This window comes from Pseudohongiella spirulinae (assembly GCF_001444425.1).
Lineage (GTDB): Bacteria > Pseudomonadota > Gammaproteobacteria > Pseudomonadales > Pseudohongiellaceae > Pseudohongiella > Pseudohongiella spirulinae.
Genome location: NZ_CP013189.1, coordinates 598,743 through 611,453, shown reverse-complemented (window position 1 = coordinate 611,453; position 12,711 = coordinate 598,743). Strand labels below are relative to the sequence as shown.

The following is a 12,711-nucleotide window of genomic DNA, read 5'->3' as shown; positions in this document are numbered from 1 at the left end:
ATCATGAAACAGATGAATAAAATAAAGTAGGGTGTCGGGTCTCTGGTCGGGCACCATATTGCAGCACAGGTTAGTGACAATGATTAAAGTTTTTGTAGTAGATGATCACGAGATTGTCAGGCAGGGCATCTGCAGAATGCTGGAGTGCACCCCAGACTTTGAGTTGGCGGGACAAGCCGCTGATGGCTGGAACCTGGTGGAAAAAGTATTAGACTCTGGCGCCAACCTGCTGGTCATGGATATGAATATGCCAGGACCGGAAAGTATCGATCTGATTGCGGATATGCATAAACGTGCGCCAGATGTTCCTGTTCTTGTTCTCAGTATGGTTGACGATGTTCAGGTTGCCTCGGCGGCACTCAAGGCTGGCGCCCTTGGTTACCTGACCAAAAACAGCGACAGCCTGATGATTGTTCAGGCGATCCGACAGTGCCTGGAAGGCAACGGCTACATCCAGCCAGAACTGGGCGCCAGGATGATTCAGGCAGCCGGTCAGCAACACAGAGAGGCACCCCACAAAACCTTATCCAGTCGCGAAAAACAGATTTTTTTGCTGATTGCCAATGGCATGAGCATCAACCAAATCAGTGAAAAGTTGCATATTTCTCCAAAGACGGTCAGCACCCACAAATTCAGAATCATGCAGAAACTGGCCTTATCAAACACATCAGAACTGGTCCGGTATGCCATACGCCATCGCGTAATCGAGGCCTGACCCGCCCATGAAATACCACCCGACTCGCAAAACCAATAAAGGATGACAACACGCTGCATGGCTGGCTGATTTTTTTAATCCCCCTCTTGCCCGATTATCAATATTGCTGATGGAGCAAGCATAAAAATCAGAGGGGGGAGGATCAGCGGCATGCCAATAGATCGTCAAGACACTATGACTCCATTGTTAAGCCTGTTGAGAATATCGGGTATTTCCCTGATTGCTCTGGCATTGCCACTGCTGGTTTGGCTGGCGCTGAACAACACCGCCACCCTCATCAGCTCTGATTTATTCCTCTGGTCACATGCGCTTCTGGAGTTACTGGCCGTCATCATCGCTGCCTGTATCTTTTTTGTTGGCTGGAACGTTCTTGATGACAAAAGGCCCCGGGGCTCTTTGTTACTGGCCTGCGCATTTTTGTCTGTCGCCATGTTTGACACAGCACACCTGCTCTCCTACCCCGGCATGCCAGACTTCATAACTGCGAACATCCCGGCCAAGACTGAACTGTTCTGGCTGGTTGCCCGTTGCATTGCAGCTGTCAGCCTGCTGGTCTACCTGCTGGCGGCCAGCACATCGACCGGCACTCCATTCGCACCGGCTCGCTACGCCTATCTTGTCTCAACTCTGGCGCTTACCGCGCTCATCTTGCTGCTCATCACCAGCACCCCGGGATGGCTGAACAATGCAGAGTCTCTGCGTATTTATACTCAGGGTCAGATTCTTGTGGTTGCCGTGCACCTGATAACTCTGGCGGTCATTTGGTGGCAGCACAAACGCATTGGCCTGCTCAGCCCGGCAGCCCTGGTGATGGCTGTTTTACTGATGACCACCAGTGAAATTTTTTTTCTGATTCCGGGGCAATCACAAACCCTGAGTGTGTTTATTGGACATATCTATAAAGTCCTGGCCTACGCCTATCTCTACCGGGCGATGTTTCTGGACACCATCCGCACACCAATGGAGCGACTGCAGCAGGCTCATGCCAAGCTGCAAACTTACTCGGATCAGCTCGATGAACTGCTCAGCAATGCTCCTGACGGTATACTTGGCATTGACCAAAACGGTCGCATCCGCTTTGTTAATCCGGCCCTGCAGCGTCTGTTCGGTTATTCGGAGCGGGAGTTACTGGGCGAGCCTGTAGAGATTCTGCTGCCGATTTCTCTGCGCAATCGGCACAGCCAATTGCGCGATAGCTACCTGGCCGCTCCTACCGGACGGCCGATGGCATCCCAGCGCGGCCTGGTAGGTCGCTGCAAAGACGGTCATGAAATTCCGGTTGATATTGCCCTGGGCACCCACAAGAGTTCAGGCGGCGTGCAGATCACCGCGTTCATCCGCGATGTCTCAGAGCGCCAGAAGCTCGAACGGGATATGCAGCATCGCGCAACACACGATATTCTGACTGGTCTTCCTAATCGCCAGCTCATGAATGACCGCCTGGATCGGGCCATTGTGCATTCGCGTCGCCACAACATGATGTTCTGTCTGATCATGGTCGACCTGGATAACTTCAAGGACATCAACGACGGCTGGGGTCATACACTCGGTGACCAACTATTGATTACTGTCGCCCGCCGACTGAATCGGGCATTACGTCAGGGCGACACGGTAGCCCGGTTTGGTGGTGACGAATTTGTTATCCTGGCCACAGATGCCAATGATCTGGAAGGTGCGCGAGCCGTGGTTGAGAAAATCACCGATGCCATGCGCAATGTGTTTGTGCTGGGCGAGCATCAGTTCCATGTCAGCGCCAGCATTGGAGTTGCTCTGTATCCAGAGCACGCCGATGACGCCGAAACCCTGCTCAGCCATGCCGACATTGCCATGTACCGTGCCAAGGCCATGGGTCGGCGCACTGCCTGCTTTTTTAACGCAGGCATGAGCCAGGATCAGCAAGAGACACAGATCCTGAAAACTCGCCTCATCGACGCACTCGACGAAGGCGCCCTGCACGTATTTTATCAGCCACAATACCGCGTATCGGATCAGCGCATATGCGGATTTGAGGCCTTGCTGCGCTGGTCGCCGCCAGACGGCAGCATTTCGCCGGAAGTATTTATACCGGTTGCTGAGGCCAATGGATTGATAATACCCATCACGGAGATGGTACTCAGCACCGCCTGTCGTCAGATCAGACAATGGTCTGATATGGGCAAGCCAATTCGTATCTCGGTCAACATTTCAGCGCTGCATTTCCGGCAAAAAAATGCGCTGATTACATTCATTGAAGAACAGCTTGGCGCCACCGGAGTTGATCCGACTTTGCTGGGCATAGAGCTGACTGAAACGGCCCTGATGGACAACACCGACGTTGTTGCGGAAACCTTGCGTCACCTGGTTGCACTGGGGCTGCATGTGTCGATTGATGATTTCGGTACCGGCTACTCATCGCTGGCGTCTCTGCAGCTTTTTCCGCTGCAGACCCTGAAAATCGACCGTAGTTTTATGCGTGACCTGGCCATCGATGCCAAAAAGTCAGCCATTATCGCAGGCCTTGTGAATCTGGCTGACAGTCTGGACCTGGAAGTGTTGGCCGAAGGCGTGGAAACCACCGAACAGTATCAGATCCTGCTCAGCTGTCGTTGTGACAGCATGCAGGGCTGGCTAATGAACCCGGCCCTGCCCGCTGCAGAGTGTACCCGCCTGCTACAGAACAGCCAGACTATTCGAGATGAGGATGATGAGCGCCTGATTACCGGCACCCGGACTGGCAGTTGATTCACATCATCGATTGTTGGTAGTTCTCCAGGCCCACCGAGTCGATCAGGCCAAGTTGCGTCTCCAGCCAATCGACGTGCTCCTCTTCGCTCGCCAGAATCGAGGCCAGCAAATCACGACTCACGTAGTCACGAATCGATTCAGCATACTCAATACCGTCACGCAGATCCGGAATAGCCTGCTGCTCCAGCTGCAGATCGCAGCTCAACATCTCTTTGGTATGCTCACCGATAAGCAATTTGCCCAGGCTTTGCAAATTGGGCAGCCCTTCCAGAAACAGAATGCGCTCGATCAATTGATCTGCATGCTTCATTTCATCGATAGACTCTTCGTACTCTTTGTCAGCCAATTTGCTCAGGCCGCGATCCTTGAACATACGTGAGTGCAAAAAATACTGATTAATCGCCACCAGCTCATTGCCCAGCGCTTTATTCAGATGTTTGATCATGGTTTTGTCAGACTTCATGGTGCACTCCTTATTGTCAGAAAATCACACAGCAAATTATGCTGCAAGCCTGCCCGTATACACAGTACAAGTCAAGCGGGACTCACCAATAAGTCATTGATAGATTGGAAAAAAAGATAGATTGCAAAGAATAAGGAGAATGAGAATCAGGGTGATTCAGGCAGCGTAAGCGATGGAAGAAACACCGGTCGTCAGTGCCGACTCAGCTATGATCTGCTTCGCAAACTTACCACAACGACCACAATCCGATGCAATTCCAAGCTCAGCACGGGCCTGCGCCATGGATACCTGGCGACCCTCGCAGAACTCACGGATCTGTTTATCAGTAATTTGCTGGCAGATACAAACGTACATCGACTGGTGCTCCAACTTAGGGGTTTTCCCGATTGCCAAGCAATCTTAAATGCTAATAAGAATGATTGTCAATACCAAATGCATCACAATTAATTATTTGCCCGAAAAGCCCAAGCGCGGTACGTTACCCTGGTACCTCCCACCAGCAGGATAACGATATGAGGAAGATCAGTTTATTGCGACCAGCCCTCGCCCTGACGGTCTCCCTGGCCGGGCTGCTGCATGCAGCAGAACTGCCTCGCACAGCTTCGGGACAGCCGGACCTGCAAGGCATCTGGACTAACGCGACCCAGACGCCGCTGCAGCGTCCGCAGCGATTCGGTCTGCGCCAGAACATGAGCCAGGAGGAGGCACAGGAGATGCAGAGTCAGGCGCTTTTGCGCGAAGAACGCGCCAATGCACCCAGCGACCCTGATCGCCCGCCGCCCACTGATGGCAATACGGCGGCAGCCTATAACACTTTCTGGCTGGACCGTGGCTCTCAGGTGGTACAGATCGACGGGGAGTATCGCACGTCAATGATTATCGATCCGCCGGACGGCCAGATTCCCTTTCGGGAAAATGCACCGGAACAGAACCTGATGGAGCGCTGGCGGGATGAGCATGGTGACGACGCCTTCCTGGGACCGGAAATGGCCACCATAGGCGAACGCTGTCTGTTGTTTTACGATTTCCGCACGTCAAACTCCAGCGCCGGGCCGCCGATGATGCCGATCATCTATAACAACAATTACCAGATTGTGCAGACCCCGGACTATGTCGTGATTATCGCGGAAATGATGCACGATGCACGCATCATACGGATAGACGGAGAACATCAGCCAGCTGAGATGATCAAGTGGATGGGGGATTCCGTCGGACGCTGGGAAGGTGACACTCTGGTTGTGACCACCCGCAATATGCATCCACAGCAGTCGCACTATGGCTCCGGCCCGGGGCTGACTGTCACCGAACGTTTGCGCATGGTGTCACCGCAGGAGATTGTTTACAGCTTCACCATGGACGACCCGGTGGCGTACACACAGACGTGGACGGCGGAAATGGTCTTGTATGCCCGCCCGCCTGGCGACCGTATCTACGAATACGCCTGCCACGAGGGTAACTATGCCCTGCCGGGCATCCTGGCCGGCACTCGCCGCCAGGAGCAGACTGACCCGCCTTAAATCGGTCCGCGGTCCCAGGGCCCCCAGATCGCAAACGTTATACCGGGAGTCTGGATATTGATAAACAGAAACTCACCTGACGGGTCAAAACAGGCGCCTGCGATTTCGCGATTCCGATAGTCTCCCGGTTCAGCCACTTTGCCGCTGACAGCGATGTCGGTATCCGAGAGCACAATGTTGTTTTTTGCGAATATGTAGCTGTCACCGGTCGGCGTCAACCCCATGACACGTTCGCCGAAACCAAACTCATCTTGCACGCCGCCACCATCTTCACACATAACGATGCCACCTCTTGGGCTGATGGTGACGTTGTCAGGATTATTGGCCATCACCTCATCGCTTGAGGCGAAAATACAGCGCAGGCGATTCTGCTGCGGATCCAGCATCCAGACCGCGCCATTGCCATGTCCTGGCCGGCCTTCGTCATCATACCCGGCGCTGGTATCGACGATATAAACCAGCCCGTCGGCGTACCAGATGCCTTCGCCACGACTGATGGTCAGCGCCCCGCCAGCCCGCGCCTGCACACATGGGCCGCTGCTATCGCCGACAGGATCAGCATCAGGGTCCGCCACATCAATCCATTCCAGGTCATACTCCTCACCCAGTGCTGGTGTCAGCAAGTCGGCAGCATGCACACCCTTGACTCTGGCGGCCTGGAGGCGCCCTCCCTGCTCCAGCGACCCGGCTTGCTGACTGGTATCATCAGGCAGGTAGCGGTAGAGAGGCGAGCGATTGCGATTGTCCTCCGTCAGGTAGACAAAGCTGGTCACCGGATCAACAGCAGCGGCCTCGTGTTTATAACGCCCCATGCCAACGATCGGTACCGCCGTGGTCTGCTCAGCGTCTGCCCGGACCTCAAACACATAGCCGTGGCGACGACCACCGTCGGCCGTCATGTCATTAACAGTTTCCTCGCAGGACAACCATGTCCCCCACGGCGTCACACCGCCGGCGCAATTGGCCAGAGTGCCACCCAGACTGGGAATTGTCGCCACTTCGCGACGCGTTGCGCGCGAGAAATGCAGCGTTGTGTTTCCACCCGCCGCCTGATTACCGGTTGCCAACCTGACGCCGTCATAGACAGCGCTGGCCGGCAGCATTCGGCCGGCACCCAGTTCATGATTTCGCACCAGAACAATATTGTCACCATCAACAGTAATCACACCCATGCCGTCATGACCCGGCGGCACTGCGTCACCGTTACTCATCAAGTCGCCCGTCCACGACAACGTGGCGTAGCTGAAACCCGCTGGCAGTTGCAGCAGCTCAAGACCTGTTACCTCATCCTTAACCGGACGCAAGGGACCATAGGGGCTTTCGGTACGACGAGAGCTTAGACCGGGTGTCGAGGCCGACTGCAGTGCTTTAACAAACGGCGCTGATGACAAAGCGGCCGCCATGGCGCTGCCCGTCAGACTTCCCTTGATGAAGGAGCGTCGAGAGTTGGCTTGCTGTGTTTGATCAGGCATAAATTACTTCCAGGAATTATCACTTATCAGTTGTATTGCAACAGACTTTAGCAGGACCGAATGACACTAAAATGACAAATCCATTACCGCTTTGTCACAAACCAATCTGAACCAGTTTTATTTACTGACCGTATAAAGCGAACGATTTTCACGCCGATATAGATGAATGAACGGTTGCATGCAGACCTTCTTCCAGAGCACCTTCTTCCCGAGATTCAAGACATGATTTCCATCAGCAGTGACAGTCACAGCAACGCCAACACCAGCTATTACCGACGGGCAGACCGGGTCATGCTGGGTGTCCTGTTAATCTGCCAGCTTTACTCACTGGCACTCTCTCCCTGGCACGGTACATGGCTGACGTCCATTGTTGTCGGGGGCGGCACGCTCGCCCTGCTGGCGGCACTTTTGCCCAGCCAGCAAGGTACCGTTCTGTATCGCTGCCTGATGGCCACGGCTTTTATGGTCATGTCAGCGCTGCATATTCATCAGAGCCATGGCACGATCGAAATGCATTTTTCGATTTTCGTGCTGCTGGCTTTGCTGATTGTGTATCGCGACTGGCTGCCTATTATTGCGGCGGCTGCGGTCATTGCCGTGCATCATTTCCTGTTTTTCTACCTGCAGGTAAACGGTTTTGGTGTGTGGGTCACTGAACACGCTCATTTGCATATGATTTTTATTCATGCCGGCTATGTCATAGCAGAGGCTGGTGTTCTGGTTTATCTGGCCAGGCTGTCCGCGCAGGATGCTGCAGAAGGACAGGCAATGGCCGATGCCAGTCAGATGATTACCCGCGATGCAGAAACCATTGACCTGTCCTACCGAGTCAAACTCGACACCCCGGTAACGCAGGCTTTTAACGGATTTGTCGCGCAGCTGGAAACTCTGGTCGGCGATGTTCAGACGCGGCTTGGTGCGCTCAAGGAAATGGGCGATGCACTGACCGACAAATCCAATAACGTCAGTGCCAGCGCTGAACGCCAGGCCAGCGAGAGCGAGTACATGGTACAGGCCATGCAGGAGATGAGCACGGCAACGGCAGAAGTGGCGCGTAACGCAGAGAACGCTGCAGCGGCTGCCAGAAATGCTGACAGCCATGCGAGTAAAGGCAATCAGGCCATGCAAAACATTAAAGATGAAATCAGCTCATTGAATCACAACATCAGCCTGACGGGCGAAGCGGTCACTGGCACCGCTCAGTTGGCCAACCAGATTGATTCGGTGGTTGATGTCATCAAAGGCGTTGCCGAGCAGACCAACCTGCTGGCACTGAACGCCGCCATTGAGGCCGCCAGGGCTGGTGATCAGGGTCGCGGATTCGCCGTTGTGGCTGACGAGGTGCGGAACCTGTCACAGCGCACTGCACAGTCCACTGAGGAAATCCAGAGCATCATTGAGCAACTGCAACGCGCCTCGGAGTCGGCAAGAGACGCCATGGGACGAAGTGAAGAATCGGTGCAGCGATGTCTGCAGGCCGCCGATGGCGGAACACAGACCCTGTCTGGCATGGCCACCGAGATCGCTAATATCTCAAGAATGAATGATATGATCGCCTCCGCGTCTCAAGAGCAGTCAGCCGTGGGCGATGACGTCGCCCGCCATTTATCTGAAGTAGACGGTATCGCCCGCAGCAACGCGGCTCAGGCCGTTGATCTGGCTGGACTCAGCGCTGACCTGCAATCCATCAGCAAAGAGCTGGATCTTCAGATCCGCCGCTTTCGTTCATCAGCAAACAGGTAGTTTCAATGCAGGATAACGTGAGACTGTTCTATGACGGACAATGCCCGCTGTGTTGCATGGAAATCGAGCACCTGCGCAAACTTAACAGCGCAGGCAAACTCGAATTGCAGGATATCAATGCACAGGATTTCAGTGAGCGGTTTCCGCATATCGACCCGCAAGCTGCTAACGCGACCCTGCACGCCGAATATGCTGATGGCACTGTGGTCTATGGCGTAGACGCGACCTGCGCAGCCTGGCATGCCGTTGGCAAGGGGCACTGGTTTGCCTTCCTGCGCTGGCCGCTGATCAAGCCTGTGGCTGATTTTTGCTATCGAATTTTTGCCAGACATCGTCACCGTATCTCAGCATGGATCACCCGCCAGCCGCGTTGCGATGATCGTTGCCCGCGCCGATGAAAGTCGGCCTGATACTGGGCGATCAGCTCAGCCACAACCTGCCAACGCTACAAAAACTTGATCGCGAATGCGACATGATCGTGATGGCCGAAGTTGCGGAAGAAGCCACCTATGTCAAACATCACAAACAGAAAATTGCTCTGCTATTCAGCGCCATGCGCCACTTTGCAAGGGAGCTTCAGCAGCAGGGCTGGCAATTGCGCTATCACTCATACCAGCCACAGAGCACCGCCTGGAGCCTGCTCGATGTACTCAGCGCGTTTCTGAGACAATCGGAAACCACCGAACTGGTCATCACCGAATGTGGTGAATACCGCTTGCAGTCACAGATAACGGAAGCCTGGCCAACAGCGCTGCAATGCCGGGTTACGGTACTGCCAGATTCGCGGTTTATTACCAGCAAAGATGAATTCAGCCACTGGGCCAGGGGCCGGAAGCAGTTGCGCATGGAGTATTTTTACCGCGAGGTGCGCCGCAAGACCGGACTGCTGATGGACGGCAACAATCCACTGGGCGGTCAGTGGAATTTTGATGCCGACAACCGGCAGGCCTACAAAGGCCGTCCGGCATTACCTGAACGTCTGATATTTCAGCGCGATGCCATCGACATTGAGGTACTAAGCCTGGTTGAAGAACACTTCGCCACACATCCGGGCGAGCTGTCAGGCTTCATTTGGCCGACTTCCCGAGAGCAGGCGCTGACAGCGCTTGACTGTTTTATCTGTCAACTCCTGCCACACTTCGGGCAGTTTCAGGATGCCATGAACCAGCATCAACATTTCATGTTTCATAGCCTGTTGTCAACCAGTCTGAATTGTGGGCTACTTGACCCTATTGAAGTGTGCAGGGCTGCTGAAAGAGCTTATCTGGATGGTGCAGTGCCGCTTAATGCCGCCGAGGGTTTCATCCGGCAAATTATCGGCTGGCGAGAATATGTGCGTGGCCTTTATTGGCTGCTAATGCCCACGTATAAAAATCACAATTATCTACAGCAATCAACGCCACTGCCGCACTACTACTGGACGGGCAAAACTGACATGTTATGCATGCAACAAAGCCTGCACAATACATTGAATAATGCCTATGCACATCATATTCAGCGTCTGATGCTTACTGGCAATTTCGCGCTACTGGCAGGCCTCGATCCTCAGCAGGTTTGCGACTGGTATCTGGCCATTTATGCGGATGCCTACGAATGGGTAGAGCTGCCAAATACACTGGGCATGGCCCTCTATGCAGACGGCGGTGTGATGGCCAGCAAACCCTATGCCGCCTCTGGCAGTTATATTAACCGTATGTCTGACTACTGCAGATCGTGCCGCTACAAGGTGAAAACCAGCACCGAGACAGACAGTTGTCCATTTAACTCCCTGTATTGGCATTTTATCAACCGCCACCAGGCAAAGCTGGAGCACAATCCCCGCATGGGCATGGTTTACCGTAATTGGAAGCGCATGGATGCCGGGAAAAAACAGGCTATCCTGACGCGCGCCGACATCGTGATCAAAAACATTGAGATGCTTTAGGATATACGCATGAAAGTTGCTGTTATTGGAGCCGGGCTGTCTGGCCTTGGCTGCGCGAAAATACTTCAGCAGGCCGGACTGGAGATCACCGTATTCGAAAAGTCCCGCGGCCTGGGTGGGCGCATGAGCACCCGACGGACAGAGTCCTGGCAGTGCGATCATGGCGCACAGTATTTCACAGCCCGATCAGCGCAATTCAGGGACGAAGTCGATAGCTGGATACGGGCAGGAGCGGCGGCCGAATGGCAGGCAACAATCATTTCTATCGGTGAGCGCCCGGCCGATCTGCCAGACGCCAGAAAATCAGAGACCCGTCGATTTGTGGGCACACCCGGTATGAGTGCTCCAGCTCGCTTTATGGCTCAGGGGCTGAACATCAAGAGTCAGTGTCGTGTGCAGACCTTGCAACGTCGCGGTGGCGGCTGGCTGCTTGGTTATCAGTCGGCCAACGGCGCTACCGAGACGGCTCAATTCGATTGGGTTGTCTGTGCGATGCCCGCCCCTCAGTCCTCGGAATTACTGTCATCTTCCGCGCCTGACGTGAGTGCGGCGATCCAACGCTTTGGCATGCAACCCTGCTGGGCCGTGATGCTGGCTTGCGATAACCCCCTGGAAGCGTCCTTCGATGCTGCCTTTGTCAATGAGGGTGCCTTAAGCTGGATCGCACGCGATACCAGCAAGCCTTCGCGCAAAGGAGCGGAATGCTGGTTACTGCATGCATCAGAGCAATGGAGTCTGGATAATCTTGAGCTAACCGCAGAACAGGCCACGACGAATCTGCTTGCCGAGTTTGCCCGCTTAACGGGCATTGAATTAAACGCTTTCAATGTGACACAGACCAGTGCCCATCGCTGGCGTTATGCTCGCAATGGCGATGCGCCTGATGCGCCGGTCAGCCGCCTTGAATCCGGCCTGAAGCTCGGCATTTGCGGTGACTGGCTGAACGGCGGACGCGTCGAAGGCGCCTGGCAAAGCGGTAGGCATCTTGCACAAAGCATATTAAACTGCGCGACATGCCATCACCCAAATCCAGACAGATGATTCGTGTTCGGCCAGTCACTCTGGCCGACCTGAATGCTTTACAGGCCCTGGAGATTGCCAGTTTTGAGACGGATCGATTGTCTCGACGCCGCTTGCGTCACTGGATTATGGCGGATAATCGGGAATTTATGGTGGCGGTGCGCAACGATGAAATTCTGGCTTATGGGCTGGTCCTGTTTCACGGCTCCACACACCTTGCGCGACTTTACTCAATTGCCGTGGCAGACAGTGCAAGGGGGCTTGGCATTGGTCGCTCCTTGCTACGAGCACTGGAGGCGGCATCTGCAGCTCGCGATCGCTTCTTTATGCGGCTTGAAGTGGCCAAGGATAATACCGCTGCTATCCGGCTTTACGAAAGCGAAGGTTATGGCGCCTTCGACGAGATCGAAGATTACTACGAAGATCACCGCACGGCACTGCGGATGCAGAAAATTATTCGCTATGCACCCAAACGCCGGCGTGGTAACAAGGTGCCCTGGTACCAACAGACAACCGGCTTCACCTGTGGGCCGGCCTCATTGCTGATGGCCATGGCCGCGCTGGATAACACGACTGAACTATCGCAGACCACAGAGCTGGATATCTGGCGGGAAGCCACCACAATATTTATGACCTCCGGTCACGGGGGTTGCCACCCCTTAGGTCTGGCGCTGGCAGGAAAAAAACGCGGTTTTCATACACAGGTTTTTGTCAACCAGTCGGGCCCCCTGTTTCTTGAAGGTGTACGAGATCCGGAAAAGAAGCGCATCATGGCACTGGTGCACTCTCAATTTGAGCGCCAAACCCATGAGCAACATATCCGCATTATGCACCGCGATGTAACACAACTTGATATTGAACATGCCATCAAAAAAGATGCCATTGTCCTGGCGCTGATCAGCAGCTACAGACTGGACAGGAAGAAAGCACCCCACTGGGTCACTATCACTGCCTACGATGAGGCCTGCTTCTATATCAACGACCCTGACCCGTCGCTGGAGGAGCAAACCGGACTTGACTGCGAGGATCTGCCAATTGCAAGGGGCGACTTTGCCAGCATGTCGCAGTTTGGAAAGGACAAACTGCGCTCGGCTGTCATCATCTCAAGAAAGCCCTTGCGTTTTCCCGTCTGA

Annotated in this window: 11 protein-coding genes; 8 read left to right on the top strand and 3 right to left on the bottom strand. The window is 54.4% G+C overall.

Annotated elements, in window-relative coordinates; all coding sequences use genetic code 11:
- The first annotated feature begins 79 nt into the window (after positions 1 to 79).
- Positions 80 to 715, top strand: a complete 636-nt coding sequence (locus PS2015_RS02935; protein ID WP_058020804.1) for a response regulator — start codon at positions 80 to 82, stop codon at positions 713 to 715.
- 150 nt (positions 716 to 865) lie between these two features.
- A complete protein-coding gene (locus PS2015_RS02930) occupies positions 866 to 3,436 on the top strand; it encodes a bifunctional diguanylate cyclase/phosphodiesterase (protein WP_058020802.1) in 2,571 nt (856 codons plus the stop codon).
- Between the two features lies 1 nt (position 3,437).
- Here PS2015_RS02930 and bfr read toward each other — a convergent pair whose 3' ends face one another.
- Positions 3,438 to 3,902, bottom strand: a complete 465-nt coding sequence (gene bfr, locus PS2015_RS02925) for a bacterioferritin (RefSeq protein WP_058020801.1) — start codon at positions 3,900 to 3,902, stop codon at positions 3,438 to 3,440.
- 156 nt (positions 3,903 to 4,058) lie between these two features.
- Positions 4,059 to 4,256, bottom strand: a complete 198-nt coding sequence (locus PS2015_RS02920) for a (2Fe-2S)-binding protein (protein ID WP_058020798.1) — start codon at positions 4,254 to 4,256, stop codon at positions 4,059 to 4,061.
- 158 nt (positions 4,257 to 4,414) lie between these two features.
- On the opposite strand from PS2015_RS02920, the gene PS2015_RS02915 reads away from it, so the two are divergent.
- Complete coding sequence (locus tag PS2015_RS02915; RefSeq protein WP_058020796.1) at positions 4,415 to 5,419, top strand: hypothetical protein; 1,005 nt, start codon at positions 4,415 to 4,417, stop codon at positions 5,417 to 5,419.
- Here the strand turns inward: PS2015_RS02915 and PS2015_RS02910 are convergent.
- Positions 5,416 to 6,891 (bottom strand): PhoX family protein, encoded by a 1,476-nt coding sequence (locus PS2015_RS02910; RefSeq protein ID WP_058020795.1) that lies wholly within the window; start codon positions 6,889 to 6,891, stop codon positions 5,416 to 5,418. The genes PS2015_RS02915 and PS2015_RS02910 overlap by 4 nt on opposite strands.
- A gap of 222 nt (positions 6,892 to 7,113) precedes the next feature.
- Here PS2015_RS02910 and PS2015_RS02905 point away from each other — a divergent pair, with 222 nt between their 5' ends.
- From PS2015_RS02905 to PS2015_RS02885, 5 genes are read left to right on the top strand one after another with little or no spacing between them, the layout of a single operon-like run.
- Entirely contained in the window at positions 7,114 to 8,634 is a 1,521-nt protein-coding gene (locus PS2015_RS02905; RefSeq protein WP_058020793.1) for a methyl-accepting chemotaxis protein, read from the top strand.
- A 5-nt stretch (positions 8,635 to 8,639) separates the two neighbouring features.
- On the top strand, positions 8,640 to 9,032 hold the full coding sequence (locus PS2015_RS02900) for a thiol-disulfide oxidoreductase DCC family protein (RefSeq protein WP_058020791.1): 393 nt from the start codon (positions 8,640 to 8,642) through the stop codon (positions 9,030 to 9,032).
- Complete coding sequence (locus PS2015_RS02895; RefSeq protein ID WP_058020790.1) at positions 9,029 to 10,558, top strand: cryptochrome/photolyase family protein; 1,530 nt, start codon at positions 9,029 to 9,031, stop codon at positions 10,556 to 10,558. Before PS2015_RS02900 ends, PS2015_RS02895 begins: the two co-directional genes overlap by 4 nt.
- 9 nt (positions 10,559 to 10,567) lie before the next feature.
- Positions 10,568 to 11,599, top strand: coding sequence for an NAD(P)/FAD-dependent oxidoreductase (locus PS2015_RS02890; RefSeq protein WP_058020788.1), 1,032 nt, complete (start codon positions 10,568 to 10,570; stop codon positions 11,597 to 11,599).
- Positions 11,572 to 12,711: a GNAT family N-acetyltransferase/peptidase C39 family protein gene (locus PS2015_RS02885; RefSeq protein WP_237113364.1), complete on the top strand. Its 1,140-nt coding sequence runs from the start codon at positions 11,572 to 11,574 to the stop codon at positions 12,709 to 12,711. Before PS2015_RS02890 ends, PS2015_RS02885 begins: the two co-directional genes overlap by 28 nt.

Coding starts and splice junctions, on each gene's coding strand:
- PS2015_RS02890 (WP_058020788.1), top strand. CDS start 10,568: ATGAAAGTTGCTGTTATTGGAGCCGGGCTGTCTGGCCTTGGCTGCGCG.
- PS2015_RS02895 (WP_058020790.1), top strand. CDS start 9,029: ATGAAAGTCGGCCTGATACTGGGCGATCAGCTCAGCCACAACCTGCCA.
- PS2015_RS02910 (WP_058020795.1), bottom strand. CDS start 6,891: ATGCCTGATCAAACACAGCAAGCCAACTCTCGACGCTCCTTCATCAAG.
- PS2015_RS02900 (WP_058020791.1), top strand. CDS start 8,640: ATGCAGGATAACGTGAGACTGTTCTATGACGGACAATGCCCGCTGTGT.
- PS2015_RS02935 (WP_058020804.1), top strand. CDS start 80: ATGATTAAAGTTTTTGTAGTAGATGATCACGAGATTGTCAGGCAGGGC.
- PS2015_RS02905 (WP_058020793.1), top strand. CDS start 7,114: ATGATTTCCATCAGCAGTGACAGTCACAGCAACGCCAACACCAGCTAT.
- PS2015_RS02915 (WP_058020796.1), top strand. CDS start 4,415: ATGAGGAAGATCAGTTTATTGCGACCAGCCCTCGCCCTGACGGTCTCC.
- PS2015_RS02930 (WP_058020802.1), top strand. CDS start 866: ATGCCAATAGATCGTCAAGACACTATGACTCCATTGTTAAGCCTGTTG.
- PS2015_RS02920 (WP_058020798.1), bottom strand. CDS start 4,256: ATGTACGTTTGTATCTGCCAGCAAATTACTGATAAACAGATCCGTGAG.
- bfr (WP_058020801.1), bottom strand. CDS start 3,902: ATGAAGTCTGACAAAACCATGATCAAACATCTGAATAAAGCGCTGGGC.
- PS2015_RS02885 (WP_237113364.1), top strand. CDS start 11,572: ATGCCATCACCCAAATCCAGACAGATGATTCGTGTTCGGCCAGTCACT.